Annotated in this window: 17 protein-coding genes and 1 pseudogene; 5 read left to right on the top strand and 13 right to left on the bottom strand. The window is 42.1% G+C overall.

Features of this window, described 5'->3' with window-relative positions; genetic code table 11:
* Nucleotides 1–266: 266 nt before the first annotated feature.
* The 3 genes from O9334_RS20370 to O9334_RS20380 form a co-directional block, all read right to left on the bottom strand.
* Entirely contained in the window at nt 267–674 is a 408-nt protein-coding gene (locus O9334_RS20370; RefSeq protein ID WP_002774524.1) for a hypothetical protein, read from the bottom strand.
* A gap of 2 nt (nt 675–676) precedes the next feature.
* Nucleotides 677–1075: a hypothetical protein gene (locus tag O9334_RS20375; protein ID WP_002757399.1), complete on the bottom strand. Its 399-nt coding sequence runs from the start codon at nt 1073–1075 to the stop codon at nt 677–679.
* Nucleotides 1076–1193: 118 nt separating this feature from the next.
* Nucleotides 1194–1808, bottom strand: a complete 615-nt coding sequence (locus tag O9334_RS20380; RefSeq protein WP_002734072.1) for a DUF1349 domain-containing protein — start codon at nt 1806–1808, stop codon at nt 1194–1196.
* 525 nt (nt 1809–2333) lie between these two features.
* Here O9334_RS20380 and O9334_RS20385 point away from each other — a divergent pair.
* A complete protein-coding gene (locus O9334_RS20385; RefSeq protein ID WP_288002165.1) occupies nt 2334–2753 on the top strand; it encodes a XisH family protein in 420 nt (139 codons plus the stop codon).
* Nucleotides 2738–3040 carry an element excision factor XisI family protein gene (locus tag O9334_RS20390; RefSeq protein WP_002784929.1) on the top strand — a complete coding sequence of 101 codons (303 nt, stop codon included), beginning with the start codon at nt 2738–2740 and terminating at the stop codon, nt 3038–3040. Before O9334_RS20385 ends, O9334_RS20390 begins: the two co-directional genes overlap by 16 nt.
* A 190-nt stretch (nt 3041–3230) precedes the next feature.
* Here the strand turns inward: O9334_RS20390 and O9334_RS20395 are convergent, their stop codons facing one another.
* The 3 genes from O9334_RS20395 to O9334_RS20405 form a co-directional block, all read right to left on the bottom strand.
* Nucleotides 3231–3416, bottom strand: a complete 186-nt coding sequence (locus tag O9334_RS20395) for a DUF5615 family PIN-like protein (RefSeq protein ID WP_353737879.1) — start codon at nt 3414–3416, stop codon at nt 3231–3233.
* Nucleotides 3417–3641 carry a DUF433 domain-containing protein gene (locus O9334_RS20400; RefSeq protein WP_125732512.1) on the bottom strand — a complete coding sequence of 75 codons (225 nt, stop codon included), beginning with the start codon at nt 3639–3641 and terminating at the stop codon, nt 3417–3419.
* A gap of 137 nt (nt 3642–3778) precedes the next feature.
* On the bottom strand, nt 3779–4195 hold the full coding sequence (locus O9334_RS20405) for a hypothetical protein (RefSeq protein ID WP_152607017.1): 417 nt from the start codon (nt 4193–4195) through the stop codon (nt 3779–3781).
* Between the two features lie 203 nt (nt 4196–4398).
* On the opposite strand from O9334_RS20405, the gene O9334_RS20410 reads away from it, so the two are divergent.
* Nucleotides 4399–5298: a J domain-containing protein gene (locus O9334_RS20410; protein WP_288002167.1), complete on the top strand. Its 900-nt coding sequence runs from the start codon at nt 4399–4401 to the stop codon at nt 5296–5298.
* Between the two features lie 90 nt (nt 5299–5388).
* Complete coding sequence (locus O9334_RS20415) at nt 5389–6873, top strand: serine/threonine-protein kinase (RefSeq protein ID WP_045360064.1); 1485 nt, start codon at nt 5389–5391, stop codon at nt 6871–6873.
* A gap of 21 nt (nt 6874–6894) precedes the next feature.
* On the opposite strand, the gene O9334_RS20420 is transcribed toward O9334_RS20415, so the two are convergent.
* The 5 genes from O9334_RS20420 to O9334_RS20440 form a co-directional block, all read right to left on the bottom strand.
* Entirely contained in the window at nt 6895–7515 is a 621-nt protein-coding gene (locus O9334_RS20420; protein ID WP_288002169.1) for a Uma2 family endonuclease, read from the bottom strand.
* 47 nt (nt 7516–7562) lie between these two features.
* Complete coding sequence (locus O9334_RS20425) at nt 7563–9089, bottom strand: GldG family protein (protein ID WP_288002171.1); 1527 nt, start codon at nt 9087–9089, stop codon at nt 7563–7565.
* Between the two features lie 2 nt (nt 9090–9091).
* On the bottom strand, nt 9092–9922 hold the full coding sequence (locus O9334_RS20430) for an ABC transporter permease (protein WP_045360060.1): 831 nt from the start codon (nt 9920–9922) through the stop codon (nt 9092–9094).
* Nucleotides 9912–10853, bottom strand: coding sequence for an ABC transporter ATP-binding protein (locus tag O9334_RS20435; protein ID WP_288002173.1), 942 nt, complete (start codon nt 10851–10853; stop codon nt 9912–9914). Before O9334_RS20435 ends, O9334_RS20430 begins: the two co-directional genes overlap by 11 nt.
* 343 nt (nt 10854–11196) lie before the next feature.
* Complete coding sequence (locus O9334_RS20440; protein ID WP_288002175.1) at nt 11197–12177, bottom strand: ABC transporter ATP-binding protein; 981 nt, start codon at nt 12175–12177, stop codon at nt 11197–11199.
* A gap of 264 nt (nt 12178–12441) precedes the next feature.
* On the opposite strand from O9334_RS20440, the gene O9334_RS20445 reads away from it, so the two are divergent.
* Nucleotides 12442–13308, top strand: coding sequence for an alpha/beta fold hydrolase (locus O9334_RS20445; protein ID WP_288002177.1), 867 nt, complete (start codon nt 12442–12444; stop codon nt 13306–13308).
* A 157-nt stretch (nt 13309–13465) separates the two neighbouring features.
* Here O9334_RS20445 and O9334_RS20450 read toward each other — a convergent pair whose 3' ends face one another.
* Together O9334_RS20450 and O9334_RS22960 are read right to left on the bottom strand one after the other, a co-directional pair.
* Nucleotides 13466–13906: a DUF29 domain-containing protein gene (locus tag O9334_RS20450; protein ID WP_008199264.1), complete on the bottom strand. Its 441-nt coding sequence runs from the start codon at nt 13904–13906 to the stop codon at nt 13466–13468.
* A gap of 498 nt (nt 13907–14404) precedes the next feature.
* Nucleotides 14405–14692: pseudogene (locus O9334_RS22960) on the bottom strand (IS200/IS605 family transposase).
* Nucleotides 14693–15071: the final 379 nt, after the last annotated feature.

Below are 15071 nucleotides of genomic sequence, written 5' to 3' on the forward strand. Positions count from 1 at the left end.
AACTTTAAACTCTAAGACAAACATTTTACGCAGGGGGGACTTAGACAAAATCAGTATAGCACAATAAAAGTTAAGTTAACAAGATATAGTTTAAAAAGCCGTCCTAAAAGGACGGGGCTTTAACCCAAAATTTCGGTAAAATCTGTTTGAGACGGAGAACGCTCACCAGCCAATCGCACTCCCATCGATCGCTGTGCATAGACGTTTTTAACTTGTAATCATTTGCTTGAATCAATGAGCAGGGTGCTGCCAGATCGGCGATCATACTATTCCCAAGTTAGAGTGATACCTTCTAGGTTACATACTCTCTGAATAGTTTCTAGTTTACTCTCAGTCAATTTCCCAAATAGGTGAACTCTCATTTTATGCTTGGGATAATACTGTCCATAACTCTTTATTTGCCCGATCGCTGATTTCCAGCCTTTTGTATTTTTAACTTCAATTATTTCCGTATTAGTTAAGACATCTATTCTGCCTACCTTATCAATGTAAACCTCGGTTTTTCCTCCTAATTCTCTAGCCAGTTTGTCCCGATACCAAGCCTCTGTACCCTTTACAGGAGTATTTATCTCCGGCTCAATAACTATGCCATTAACCTGATTAATAAAGTCCCGAATTGCTCCTCTTACTAATTTTTGAGCAGCATTGGGAGACTGTCTTTTCCGTTTAGCCATTCTTACTCAGTGAATAATTTAGAGATACCATACCCAGCCAAACCAATTACTGCTCCTACTGCCGCTACGGGAGCCATCGTCACTGCAACTGCCGTCCCTCCCACTGCTAATCCCATACCTCCAACTAATGCTGATATACCGGCTCCAGCACCCGCACCAATTGCCGCTGCTCCAATTGCCGTTGCGTCTTGTTCTTCTATTGCTTTTTTGGTTCCGTAAACTGCCGTGCCGACCACTGCTCCTGCTGCTGCTACTGGAGCCATGCCGACGCCTAGAGCAGTTCCTCCTACAGCCAGTCCCATACCGCCAACTACTGCCGATGCACTAGCTCCAATCGCTGTACCCACTCCCACTGAAATCATTGCCTCTTGAACTTCTTCTGGCTTATTTTTCTCCGTCATTATTTTTTGCCTCATTAGCTTTGGGTAATTATGAAACTCTAGCATAAGACAGACAAGCCGTCAACCACAACAAGCCAGGCGTTAAGGCGCATAAGTGCCAGTCAGGTGCATACAGTTATTAGCTGGCTTCCGGTATTGCCAGCCACTGATTGTCTGAGATTTCCAAGGTTTTGAAACAACAGCGAAACGCTTTGCCTATCGGGCTGCAGGCATACACTCCGATTTGGCAATCGTCGGCTATCTTGTGTAAGTGTGTGATCCGCATTTGCAGCCAAGCCTGCCCATCATAAGAATTCTCTAGCAGAAAATCGCTCCCCCGTTTACTGATGCGATACCACATTTCGCGGTATCGTGAAGAAATGTCTTGCGTTGCCCAATCAGAATATCCCAAATTGGTCACCACAGAACCAAGCCGACTAGCTTGTTCGCTTTCATATTCCGTGGAAACTTTTATCCAATTCTGACTGTCAATCCGCACCATTAGGCCACATTGATCATATTTTTCCCGAGGCTGAAATTCTACTTGGGTCATTAGGGAAAAATCCCCAACTTGTCGCATCAATAAGCAATGCCCATCATCTCTTTGAAAACCATAGTGCGTGTTTTGCCAAAAATCAGTTTTTTCATCTGTAGAAATTTCCAAGCCATTACCCAAACGATAATGCGTCGGCTCGTTGAGCCAGTAAAAATCATCTGACAATGCTGGCTGTAAAAAATTTTCACTAAGTCGCATAATATCGCTCCTAATCAGATACATCGTGATATTACGAGGCCAGCTAACCATTGATTATACAGAAACTTTCCGAATAACCAGAGTAAGGATATGGGGAAACTTTCGGCATATCACCCCGTTTTGTGGATTTCTGACAATCAGCTGAGATACAAAGAACTTTTCAGCTACCCTATCACTAATTCTTCAATCTGACTGCACTTCGTAACAAAAATTTACAATTATTCGACGGCACTCGCACTCCCGTCCGTCGCTGTGCCTAGACGTTTTTAGCTTATAATCATTCAAATCTATCGCTGCAGCGGTAGGACTTGCATGAGGGAACACACCCTACCAGATCTGCACTGAGTTCCGTTGTTGCCTTGTTAGGATTAGGAGGATTAGGGTTAGTCTCTAGCCTGACCAAGCGAAAATAGAAATAGTAGGGTGAGCATTGCCCACCTTACCGCTTTTTCGGTCATAATAAATCCGAATTAGGGCGAACTGTAGTAGAATAGAAATCGAACCTCTTAAGCAGGGTTTATAAGGATGTCCAGACGAGACGATCTACATTTATCATTACGTCATACTTTAGAAAAAGAGGGTTGGAAAATCACTGATGATCCTTTAATTCTAACCTTAGAACAAACCTTGCTTAAAGCTGATTTAGGAGCAGAAAAGTTTTTTGCTGCGGAAAAAGAAGAACGTAAAATTGCCGTAGAAATCAAAGACTTTGATACGCCTTCAGTTATCAGTGAATTAGAAAAAACAATAGGACAACTTCAATTATACCAATGGGCTTTAGATTCACAAGAACCTGAAAGAAAACTTTTTTTGGGCATTAGTCAAGCGGTTTATTTAAAACACTTCAAAAAAGCTATTTTCCAACTGGTTATTAAACGTAATAGAATCAATTTAATTATTTATAATCCTCAAAAGGAGATAATTTGCGAATGGATAACACAGTAAATTATGCCGATATTCTGACTCAAGTTATCAGAAAAGAGTCGGCGATGCAACCTCGATTACAAACCCTTAAAATTACCCCAGTTTGTGATCCAGAATCAGGCAACTTTTTAATAATTATGACTGGTTGGGAAAAAGAAGCATGGATTAATACAATTTTATTTCACGCTCGTTTATTGAAAAATAAAATTGTCATTGAAGATGATAATCTTGAAGAAGGATTAACAACCAATTTAATTCAGGCTGGGATTCCCCCAGAAGATATTATTACTGGACTTTCCCTAGAGTAAGGCAGGCATTACCCACCTTAGCGATATCGCAATGAATGTTAGGAAAAATTATCTAAATGCTTCAATTCTATCTAAATAGACATTAACTAATTTATGTTCAATAACCAAAGCTTCAACTTCTGGCCAAATACGAGCTAAAAACTGATGAAATTCGCGTTTTCGTATATTGCCAAAACGGAGATGTACTACTTTAGGTGCAAAAAAAATTAAGCATTAGTTGATCGGAAAAGTCTGTATCTTTCGTAACAATAACCAGTTTTTTATCCTTTGCATATTGCCAAATTTCCGTATCCCTTGGACTTCTCCCTAAAAATGATCGGTAAAGATGGAGTGAAGAGGATTTTAGCTGGTAAATTTTCATCGAAGAAAAAACCATTCATGCAATTTTTCTGACTTCATAGTGATTCGCCATCAATCTTGCTGCAAATTGCATACAGGCATAAATATCTTCTCGATTCAGAGAAGGATATTCTTCAAGGAATTCTTCAATAGAATCCCCTGCTCCCAAAAATTCCATAACTGTTTGCACCGGAATTCGGGTTCCAGCTATAACAGGTCTTCCATTACAAATATCTGGATGGATATGGATACGACTTTCCATTAAGGTTTTGTTACCTCTTTGATGACCTTAAGTAAACTTATTATACCCTTTCATAGTAACAGGTAAGGATGTTGGGTTTCCTTAAAATTGATCGCTGTAGCGGTAGGACTCGCATTAAGGAACGCACCCTACCAGCTCTACCAGATCGGCGCTCGTACGCATTTTTCAGATGCCTGATAAAGGCGCCAACCAATGACATGGAGTTCTGGAGACATTAGCGGACCATAAGTCGTAACAGACAGAGAATTACCAAAATGGTCATAAAATAACATTTTGCAGTATCCCTGGCCACTACATGCGTCTATTTCCGGATATGAGTTGCAAATTTCGACGCTGCCAAAGCAATCTGAGTTAACTTTGGGATCTGTTTCACTATAGCCATAGGCTGGGAGACTGTTATACTGCCATCCTGCACCAACCAGTAGTTTTTTCCCTTGACTATACGGCATATCTTTACGCAATCTGATATCCAATATATCTGCAAAAGCAGAAGAACTGAAAACCCAGAAGAGCAGATTTAGCAAAGTAAAAGTTTCCCTGAATAAAATCTTCATGATCATTCATCCTATAAGAATTGCCCAACCATTAATTATACAGAAACTTTCCGAATAACCAGAGTAAGTATATGGGGAAACTTTCGACATATCACCCCATTTTGTGGATTTCTGACAATCAGCCGAGATACAAAGAACTTTTCAGCGACCATAGCACGAATTATAATTCTTCGGGTAACTGAGCAGACTAACTAAAAGTGGCGATGGCGGAGCAAATTCTTTCTCTACTCTTGTACCTAATTCTCATTTTAACGGCTTTTTGGTTTATTAGCCCCCAAAAAACGCCCCGTAGTCATCCCGCCTATCATCTTGCCTGTTTACTAGAAGATGCTCCTGAAAGCTCTTTAAAGGGTCAATTTTATCCCCTGGCTACTCCCTTGGCTACCCCGATCGCCTGTACTGTTCCCCAGGGGTGGCGCAGTGTATATAGGCAGTCTCTGGCAAAACCGGATGTTAACTATTGGCAATGGCGCGGGATGCCCGAAAATGAGCAGTTTTGTCGGGAATTAGGGGAATTATTGCAATTAAATCCGGCTAGAGGTTACGCTAAGGAAATTCTGGAAAGTCTCGCCTTGAATCAAGATCCTTTTTATCATCTCTACTGGGATCTAAAAGCGATCGCTAATGGTAACTTTAACACTATTGGCACTAATAAACTAGCTGAGGGCAGATTTGCCAGGCGAGATTTGCGAACTCATCAGCAGATGCGGAGGGATTTTCGTCAATGGCATTTACAAGCTTGTGAACAGTTGGGAAAAGAGCGGGTTAAAGCGGTTTATCGGCGGTGTTATGGGGCAGATTGGTCATTAATCGCCCAAATTCTCTATCCTTCGCCCCGTTCCTTGGCCGTGATGATTATGGAGTCGGCTAATCCCGCTTGGTGGCGAGTTTTGGGGATTACTCCTTTTAGCACGACTAGCCGGATTGAGAACAATTATAAAACTCTCTTGTGTTATTGGCATCCCGATCGCAATTCTCATCCCAATGCTACAGAAATCACCGCCCATCTTAATCGCGCCTACGATTGTTATCAAAGTTTTCTGGAGATGAGTAGTCAAGATAATGCACCTTTGTGGACGAAAATCCGTCGCTGGATTCCTTAGACTTGACTCTAGTTTTTCCCTTGACTTTTTCCTTAACGAAAGAATGTTAGTCTAGGAACAATTTATGACCACGCTTGCACTCTCAGGGTAATGAATCTAGTGCTTTTAAACAATCGCTACCAAATTGTTAGTATCCTTGCTAGGGGGGGATTTGGGGAAACTTATATCGCTATCGATACGAATATGCCTTCTCAACGGCGCTGTGTGATTAAAAAATTGCAGCCGGCTATTCAAAGTGAGGAGATGCCAGAATGGTTAAAAGAACGTTTTCAGAAAGAAGCAAGTGTTTTAGAGGAATTGGGGGAGCAAAATCGCCAAATACCCCGTTTGTACGGCTATTTTGCCCAAGATAATCACTTCTATCTGGTGCAGGAATGGATTGAAGGGGAGACACTAACCCAAAAACAGCAACGTCAGGGAAATTTATCCTCATCAGCAGTGCGGACGATTTTGGAGAATTTACTGCCTGTTATTGATTTTATTCACAGTCGCCGCATTATTCACCGGGATGTGAAACCCGATAATATTATCTTAAGAAATAGTGATAATTTGCCCGTTTTAATCGATTTTGGGGTAATGAAAGAGGCAGTGGCCACCTTACTCGATCCTACGGGAAAAAGTGCCTATTCGATCGCCCTTGGCACCCCCGGTTATATGGCTTCAGAACAGGCTGCCGGGAGACCGGTCTTTTCTAGTGACCTTTACAGCCTAGGCTTAACGGCGATTTTTTTATTAACGGGAAAAACTCCCCAATATCTAGAAACTGACTCGCGCACGGGGGAAATTCTCTGGCGACAGGAGGCAGAAAATGTTAATCCTAATTTAGCTATGGTAATCGATCGAGCGATCCGTTTTCATCCCCGGGATCGGTTTGCTACTGCTAGGGAAATGTTGGCAGCTTTGGCAGAAATATCCCCCGATTTGTCCACCCAACCGACTATCGCGGTTTCTCCCCATAGTCCCCGATTAAAGTCCTCTACACCCCCAAAACCAACCGTCTCCCCCACTGTGGTTATTCAACCCAATTCCGGGAAAAAAAAGAATCCTTGGCTGTGGATTTTGCTGATTTTTGCGGTGACAATTGGGGCTTTTGCCCTAGGATATCGGGGATTTATGGCTCTTTTACCCAAAAATGAGGAAATTAAACCATCACCAACCCCCGAACCTTCTCCTAGTCCTGAAATCATTCCTCCTCCCTCCCAAGATTTTCCCCCTATCCGACGACCTTCTCGTCAACGGACTCCCATTTATTCCCCGACTCCTACCCCATCCCCGACTCCTACCCCAGAGGTGATTCCTAGTCCAGAAGCGACTCCAGAATTAACTCCTAGTCCCACCCCAGAAGAAGTAATTCCTATTCCTGTTCCCCTTCCTGAAACGGAGCCGAGTCCTCAAGTTTCTCCCCTTCCTTCTCCTTCTCCTTCTCCTTCCCCTTCTCCTTCCCCTTCTCCTTCTCCTTCTCCTTCTCCTTCCCCTGTTCCAGAGGTGATTAATCCCCCAGTTAATGAGGATAAAATTGAACCGATCGCTCCTCCTGTTTTATCACCTTCTCCTCCTGAAGAAAATAGTAATTAATCTAAAAATGCGGGTTTTTCTTTAAGCTCTAGCACGAAAAATTTGATTAGCAGTGAGGTTTAACTCGGGAAAAATCCCTGAAATAAGACGTTGATCCTGTTTAAATAAATTACCTTGATATTCTCCATCGATTAATTGATAGATAGAAATGGTGTGTTCTTTGGGGCTGCCGATATATCGGGCCGAACCTTTGGCTAAATAATCGATAATCCAATATTCGGCAATTCCTAATTGTTCGTAGTCGTCGAATTTTTTCAGATAATCATCTCGCCAATTGGAACTGACAATTTCAATAATTAATTTAGCTGATGTTGCCAGAGAAATTGAGGAAGCGGTTTCCCAATAGGGATCGTTAACTAGATTTTCTCTGTCTAAGACGATAATATCGGGTAGATAACCCGTATGGGGGCGAAGGGGTTTTACTGCCGCAGTATTGGGGATAAAATAGGGCAATTGCCGTCTTCTAATCTCCAATCCTAACTCCATGCTTATAAATCCGCCAATTTCTTCATGTTTTCCGATCAGTCGCATCATGGGCAATAATTTTCCTGCGATTAATTCGTATTGTTGTCCATCATCGGGATATTGATTGATATAGTCATCAAAAGTCAACAATTGGGGGATAGTTTGGGTTGTGGTCATGGCAGTTAGGGGAATAAGAGAGATGATTTTTCTAGATTCTAACTCGATTAACGACGTTGCCACCAAGTCAATCCAGCTAGGGTAAATCCTACTAAAGGCATCACTACCATCGCTATCCAAAAAATAGCGTTAGCTTGCAGGGGATTTAAATTAATTCTTCTATTTTCTGGTTCCTTGGCCCGGATAGATAAGGTGGCTGTGTCACCACTGGCTAACCACTGCACAGAATTTAAAAATATATCTCCGTTTAACTGTTGTTCAAACAGTCCATCGCTGGCAAAGCTGGCATTACCAATCACGATTAATTTACCTTTTTTTCCCGTCAGAGCAACTCCCAGATCAAAAGGTCCGGCTAAATCTTTTTCAGGGTTAAACTGGAGATTCTGATCATTTAAATCACTCTCAGCCCACATTTTATCATTAGTAATCATTAAAGATACGGCTTCAATTCCTTCCACGGGAACGGTGGCGATGGGACGAGCAAAGGGAAAGATAGAAATACCGTTAGCAAAATCGCGAGTAATGGGATGATTACCGTAATTGGTAATAATGGGACTAGCCGGACCTAAACCGATGATTTCCCCGGCACCGGAAGCATCAATAATAATCCGATTATCTAGTTTCACACCCCAAGCGGTTAATAAGGGTTCTAATCCGGTTTCGGTTTGGGGGTCAATCATTAATAAAATTTTGCCCCCCTGCTCAAGATAGTTTTTTAAAGCGGTGACTTCCTGGGGAAATATTTTTCTTTTGGGACTGGCAATAATAATGACATCGGCATTACTGGGAATGGTGGAACGTTCTACTAGATTAAGTGGTTTTACTTGATAACCTTTTGCTTCTAAACTATTGACTGCTTGTCCTAAACCCCCTTGAGGTTCTTTGATGGCATTTTCTCCATGACCTTGCAGAAAGTAAGCGGTTAAAGTGCGATCAGTTTTAGCGGTTTCGATGGCGTTACTCAGTTTCGCTTCGGTGAGACTTTCCTCTTCACTAATAGTTTTCAGGGGTTGTTTTTTGTCACCATACTGTACATAAACTCTGGCTAGATTATCATTGGCTAGTTTTTTGAATTCTTGGACAATATTGGGTTTTTTCTCTGGGTTAACTATCTCGTACTGAAATTGGGGATTTTTGCGTTGATAATTGGCTAAAAGTTCCTGTTCGCTGGCACTGATTCCCCGGGTTGAAAAAATCCAGACTTTGACTGGTTTTGACAGATTGCTTAATAGTCTTTCGGTTTGGGGGGATAAACTAAAGATTTGGTTTTCGGTTAAATCAACTCGATAGGGATAACGGAGGGCAAGAAAGTTAATTAAACCGATAACACCGAGGACAATAATAGTAGTAATAAGGGTTTGAGTGCCGGTGCGGGTACTTCTTTTTTGCCAAAATTCTTTCTGGGTGATTACTAATAACAACAGCCACCCTAGAAACAGAATAGACCCGGCAATTAATAACCCCAGAGAGAGGGATGACCATTGACCGGAGATTAACCCCACGGTTAGACCGGCACTACCGAGAAATAGGGCGGGTATATAGAGAAATTTACTGTATTTTTGCCAGGATATCATAGTTAGTTTCTTTGATAACGGTCCGCTTCGATCGCTTGAGTAGTTAGGAAGATTCCCAGCAGAATATAACTGAGGAGAATGACTAAACTACTACTGTCAAAAATTCCCCGCACGAAATTGTTAAAGGGTTGATACCAAGATAGATGGGAGAGCAATTCTTTCAGGAAAAATCCGATCTGTTCTCCCACTTCTCCTCCGATGCGATCTCGAAAAAAGGTTTCGGCATTGTTAGCAATTACATCCAGTATCCAGATAAATAAGATGGTGATAAAGGTGATGATGTAAGCAAGGATAGAACTATTGGTAAGGGAAGAAATAAACATCCCGATGGCTAGGATGGCCGCTGCCAGTAAAATTAATCCTAGATGAGCCATTAAAACACTGGCTATATTCACTGGGGGAACTGCGCTACTAAAAACTACTATTTCATAAATCCAGAGGGGGGTAATCATCACGGTAAAAAAGGCCAGCACTCCCAATAATTTACCGATGGCTATACTCCAATTGGTCAGGGGGGAAGTGGCTAAAAGTTCTAGGGTTCCCTGTTTTTTTTCCTCTGCGTATAATCCCATGGATAGGGCTGGCAAAATTACCAACAATAAAGAGGATAAAATCATGCCGATGAAAGTGGTCATAAATTCAGATACCACATCTCTGGCTACCAGAAATCCCGATTGTTCCTGGATACTAACATCGAGAATAATGCCGTAGAGAAGGGAGTTAAAGAAAAATCCCGCTACTAACCAAAATATGCCCATAATTATATAGGCATTGGCGGCGGTAAAATAGCTTTGAAATTCCTTGCGAAAAATCGCCCAGATATTATTGATCATGCCTCTCCTCTTGGTGATTACTTTCCCCGCTGCCGATTACTTCCAGAAAGATATCTTCTAGGGTTTTACGGGTGCGACGCATTTCTAATAAGTTATAACCATTGTTGACAACTATTCTAGCAATTTCTGCCCCTAGGTTTGTCCCCGCTTGACCAACAATTTTGAGCAGGTTATCGCCGACTTTTGCTGCTTGTTCGACTTGCGGCAGTTGTTGAAGGATTTCTAGCAGGGAATCCCTATCACCATCAATCTCAATTTCATAACTGGAACCGGCAGGGGTAGCGGTAGTAATATTATTGGCCACGATGCGACCCCGATTAATAATTGTCGCTCGATCGCAGGTAATACTCACTTCTGGTAAAATATGAGTGGAGAGAATAATTGTATGTTCTCCCGCTAAACTTTTAATCAGATTTCTCACCTCGATAATCTGTTTCGGATCCAATCCTACTGTCGGTTCATCTAAAATAATTACCGGTGGATCGTGTATGATCGCTTGGGCAATTCCTACACGCTGTTTATAACCTTTGGATAACTTGCGGATAATAACTTTTCTTTTTTCTAGTAACTGACATTTGCTTAAAACTAAATCTACCCGCGCTTTTCTATCCCCCGATGAGATACCTTTAATCCGTGCCACAAAATCGAGAAAACTTTCCACGGTCATCTCTGGATACAAGGGGGGATTTTCGGGAAGATAACCAATGCGACGACGCACTTCTAAGGATTGTTGATGCACATCGTATCCTGCTATCCTTGCTGTTCCTGTCGTGGCAGGAATATAACCGGATAAAATCCTCATAGTCGTGGTTTTTCCCGCTCCATTTGGTCCCAAAAAACCGAGAATTTCTCCTTTTTCTACGGTAAAATCCACGTCACTGATTGCCGCGGTAGAACCATAAATTTTACTCAGATGTTCGACTTCAATCATAAGCTTTATCAGTTATCAGTTATCAGTTATCAGTTATCAGTTATCAGTTATCAGTTATTAGATGGGAGTTAAGTACCTAAGCAAAATTAATTACACATATCTAACCCCGCTCTTGCCTCTTGCCTCTTGCCTCTTGCCTATCTTCACTAGGAAATTAATTTTGCACGACTACTTATCAGTCTGTTAAGTGACAAGTTCGGAGCTTTCTTTTAACTCGACGGAATCTAAAACCTAATTTGTTAAGCTAGAAGATTTTATGGACTTAGTTTCTAACCTTCTTTTTGGGTAGGAGAATTGCCAGATTCTTTCTTTTGCCTCTTGCCTCTTGCCTCTTGCCTGCTACTCACTGATAACTGATTTTTCCCAGACTATGATCGCGATTAATTTCTACCACTAGATCTGCTTGTTTGAGCAGGGGTGGGAGAAATAATTGCGGATGTAAACTTTTCCAAAAATACTTGACAAATTCCTCGATTTCTGATGGGGTCATACCTCCTTTTGTTTCGGCCGCCTGTCGCCATTGTAAACTGTAACGGTAGTCAAGGGGATAAAGAATCAGTAAGCGATCGATTTTTGACCAGAGGGGTAGATATTCTCGCAATCTTTGATTATTATCCCTGGCGAATTGTCGGTCTTCTTGGCTATTAATCGGATCGGGGGCATGATCAAAGACTGTTTCTTCTACTGGATTCATGCCCACAAACCAACCCTCGAAAAAAAGAATATCAACTCGTTCCACTTGTTCCGCTGCAATTCTATCTCCTTGTCCTCGATGCAGGGACTTGTCAAAACGCGGGATTAAAATCGGACTTTCTTGCTGACAAACCTGTTCTAAAACTTTAATTCCTAATGCTATATCATGAGTACCCGGTGGACCACGCCAGCGCAATCTTTCATCCTTTTGACGCAATTTTATTCGCTCATTATAGGTCTTATAAATATCATCTAAAGAGAGATTATTTACTTTTAAATCAAAATAGGCTAAAATAATCGACATTATGGATGTTAAGGTGGTCTTTCCCGTGCCTTGAGGGGCCAAAATGCCTTGAATCAACGGTTTTGCGTGGCTGCGTAGCTGTAGCGCCCAGGGAATCCAGAAGCGCCAACAGCTGATCAAAATCTGATTTGGCTGATTTATCCCTAACTCCTGACATTTTTGCCAGACTCGCGGCCAGAGAATCATTAGTAGTTCCGCCCTTTCCTGTAGGATGAGAGGGTTAGTCTGCTGAAAACTTAAGGATTCGATCGCTAGTAATTCTTCTAGATCCGCCTCAGTTAAGGGATTTTTGTCGATTAATCCCTGTAAAATCGTCAAAATCTTCATAGCTGTTATTCAGGAGTAATTCTCTGGGGTTAGCCACCCATACCAGCAGATTAATCCCGCTCAAGATTTTTTTTGAGAGTGTTTTTTAGGGTTATTTGCCCAAAAATGAAGGGTTCGCAGGCAGGCACGGATTCCCATTATATATATAAGTATATGTCAAGTCCCGTTTTTGGTCAAGGGGTTTGGCTAAAAATCTCTAGCTTGGTCTCCAGTTTCTCAATCGGTTAGACTAAGAATTATTCACATTACTTAACAAAACGGCCGATGAATACAGCTGCTCTGACGATAAGGCAAAATTGGCAATGGCAAGGAAATTCTATACACTATGTGCAAGCGGGTACTAGAGTTGCGGGAAAACCCCCGTTACTATTAGTCCACGGTTTTGGCGCTTCCACCGACCATTGGCGAAAAAATGTGCAAGGTTTAGCCTCAGAATGGGAGGTATGGGCGATCGATCTGTTAGGATTTGGTAGATCAGCTAAACCGGATATTGTCTATAGTGGCAATCTTTGGCAGCAACAATTAAATGATTTTATCAAGGAAGTTGTGGGCCAACCGACGGTTTTAGCGGGTAATTCTCTGGGGGGTTACGCTTCTCTCTGTGTGGCTGCTAATCATTCCGAGAATGTTCGGGGATTAATTCTCCTCAATAGCGCCGGTCCCTTTAGCGATACAGAAAGCAATCGTCAGCCTAATTTAGCACAAAAATTACTGCGATCGATGCTGCTGCAACCTTGGGCCAGTTATCTCTTATTTCTCTATACCCGTCAACCCAAAACTATCCGCAAAACCCTAGAGAAAGTATATCTCGATCGCAGTGCCATTACTGAGCAGTTAATAGAAGATATCCGTCGTCCTTCCCTGGATGCGGGAGCAGCCAAAGTTTTTGCTTCTGTGTTTAAATCTCCCCGGGGGGAAAATGTGGATATTCTCCTGCAAAAGTTAAGTTGTCCCCTGTTGATGTTATGGGGTGAAGGGGACCCTTGGATGAATACTAGGGAACGCGGGGCCAAATTCCGTCAATACTATCCTTCTCTGACAGAATATTATCTAACTGCCGGCCATTGTCCCCACGATGAAATTCCCACAGAGGTTAACCGGTTGATTAGTGATTGGGTGAAAAGCTTATAGGTAGTTAGGGACTGGTTATCAGGTTTTTATTTTTTTGACGCTTATTTAACCTGAAAAAAGAGGGTTTGCAGGAAGGCACGGATTCCCATTATATATATAAGTATCTGTCAAGTGCGGGGATTTGTCAAGGGTTTTTTTGAAGAAATCTGCCAGAATTTCAGGGGAGAAAATCGGAATCGAGGATTTGTTCGGGACTATAGGGGCAGCTTTCGGCAAAGATAGCGGCCGGTAATTGGCTTTTTTGTCGGACTCGCTTCACTGCTTTGGGGTAAATAACGGCGATTCTGGTTAAAAAATAGTTATAAAGGGTTTTCGACTCCAATAAAAGTTCTAATTCCACCCGAAAGTTACCGATTTCGTCCTGCCATCCCCGCGCACATCTTTCTCGTTCCTCCGGCCAGTATTGGTAGAGAAGCAGATGAATGAGCAATTGTAGGAGATAACTATCTACTTTATGTCTCTGTTGGTTCCCCAATGCTTCGATTTCTTCTTCGAGATGTTCCCAATCTAATACATCTGTCTGTCTTTGTCGCAGTTGTTTGGCTGTTTCTTCTAACCAAGCAGGATAGTCCTGTTCGTATAAGTCTTTAGTTGTCATACCCTATCCTGTTTAGTGCTGGTCAGGTATTAGGTTTTTATTTTTTTGACGCTTATCTAACCTGAAAAAAGAGGGTTCGCAGGCAGGCACGGATTCCCACTATATATATAAGTATCTGTCAAGTGCGGGGATTTGTCAAGGGTTTTTTGGGAAAAAAATCTGCCAGAATTTGGCTGGTAGGAAAGACAAGCGATCGCAAGATATTGGATAAGTATAGAAATGCGGCCAAATTAAGAGTTTCAGAGGGATAAGAGATTGTTTCACCTTTGCCTGTGGGTTACAAAAGCGTTTGACAACGCAGTTACCTGTAATGTCGGCTTGAAGGAACCCTTTGTTTCACCTCGGAGATGAAAGGTTCGGCCAATATAGAACAGCACTTCGACACATTTCGACACGCTCAATGTAAAAGCTCAGTGTCCACACTTCGACAGATTTCGACAGATTTCGACACGCTCAATGTAAAGGCTCAATGTAAAAGCTCAGTGACACGAAGCACAACTAATAGTTAGGAGAATCCTGATTCTCGACATATTTTTTAAGTTGGTCTATCGTAACACCACCACAACCAGCCACGAAATACGTCCCTGTCCACAAAACCCGTTTGTCTTGCCAATAAATCTTTTAAAAATGGTTAGGATAATTGTCCCAGATTAATTGGCAAGAAGTTGCTTTTAGGTTGACTATTAACCCACTTAAGAGCATCAGGGGTGGGTAAGTAAGAAGAATTCGAACATGGTCTGATCCTAAATCCGTTGAGTATAGGCTACATATCACACCATTTTTCATAAGTAATGGCAGAGATGGTTAATCGCCCTCACCCCTAACCCCCCACCCCCCCAACCCCCCAACCCCCCGACCCCCCCGATGTCGGGGGGGTAAGATACCTGCCAAGAATAAAGAAAAATGGTATCAGGAGAGGCACTCAGGCAAAAAGGGGAAATAAATAATCAGTTTTTAATAACCGGATTTAGTATAACTAAACAGCGATCGCTGATGAGGAACTGAATATCAAAAATCGGACTACAATATAGCGGTAAGCGCTTGAGTGAGATACAGACCAAGCTTTGCCTAGCATGGTTTATAGCTTGTGACACTGTACCTAATACGACTGCACACCGCTATAAGCTAGTGAGGTACACATATTTTTCTTCCCTTTTGACTTTTG

The organism is Microcystis sp. LE19-8.1F (assembly GCF_027531715.1).
GTDB lineage: Bacteria > Cyanobacteriota > Cyanobacteriia > Cyanobacteriales > Microcystaceae > Microcystis > Microcystis wesenbergii_A.

Excerpts from the sequence above, each read along its gene's own strand:
- O9334_RS20370 (WP_002774524.1), bottom strand. The coding sequence starts at position 674 with ATGGCTAAACGGAAAAGACAGTCTCCCAATGCTGCTCAAAAATTAGTA.
- O9334_RS20375 (WP_002757399.1), bottom strand. The coding sequence starts at position 1,075 with ATGACGGAGAAAAATAAGCCAGAAGAAGTTCAAGAGGCAATGATTTCA.
- O9334_RS20380 (WP_002734072.1), bottom strand. The coding sequence starts at position 1,808 with ATGCGACTTAGTGAAAATTTTTTACAGCCAGCATTGTCAGATGATTTT.
- O9334_RS20385 (WP_288002165.1), top strand. The coding sequence starts at position 2,334 with ATGTCCAGACGAGACGATCTACATTTATCATTACGTCATACTTTAGAA.
- O9334_RS20390 (WP_002784929.1), top strand. The coding sequence starts at position 2,738 with ATGGATAACACAGTAAATTATGCCGATATTCTGACTCAAGTTATCAGA.
- O9334_RS20395 (WP_353737879.1), bottom strand. The coding sequence starts at position 3,416 with ATGGTTTTTTCTTCGATGAAAATTTACCAGCTAAAATCCTCTTCACTC.
- O9334_RS20400 (WP_125732512.1), bottom strand. The coding sequence starts at position 3,641 with ATGGAAAGTCGTATCCATATCCATCCAGATATTTGTAATGGAAGACCT.
- O9334_RS20405 (WP_152607017.1), bottom strand. The coding sequence starts at position 4,195 with ATGAAGATTTTATTCAGGGAAACTTTTACTTTGCTAAATCTGCTCTTC.
- O9334_RS20410 (WP_288002167.1), top strand. The coding sequence starts at position 4,399 with ATGGCGGAGCAAATTCTTTCTCTACTCTTGTACCTAATTCTCATTTTA.
- O9334_RS20415 (WP_045360064.1), top strand. The coding sequence starts at position 5,389 with ATGAATCTAGTGCTTTTAAACAATCGCTACCAAATTGTTAGTATCCTT.
- O9334_RS20420 (WP_288002169.1), bottom strand. The coding sequence starts at position 7,515 with ATGACCACAACCCAAACTATCCCCCAATTGTTGACTTTTGATGACTAT.
- O9334_RS20425 (WP_288002171.1), bottom strand. The coding sequence starts at position 9,089 with ATGATATCCTGGCAAAAATACAGTAAATTTCTCTATATACCCGCCCTA.
- O9334_RS20430 (WP_045360060.1), bottom strand. The coding sequence starts at position 9,922 with ATGATCAATAATATCTGGGCGATTTTTCGCAAGGAATTTCAAAGCTAT.
- O9334_RS20435 (WP_288002173.1), bottom strand. The coding sequence starts at position 10,853 with ATGATTGAAGTCGAACATCTGAGTAAAATTTATGGTTCTACCGCGGCA.
- O9334_RS20440 (WP_288002175.1), bottom strand. The coding sequence starts at position 12,177 with ATGAAGATTTTGACGATTTTACAGGGATTAATCGACAAAAATCCCTTA.
- O9334_RS20445 (WP_288002177.1), top strand. The coding sequence starts at position 12,442 with ATGAATACAGCTGCTCTGACGATAAGGCAAAATTGGCAATGGCAAGGA.
- O9334_RS20450 (WP_008199264.1), bottom strand. The coding sequence starts at position 13,906 with ATGACAACTAAAGACTTATACGAACAGGACTATCCTGCTTGGTTAGAA.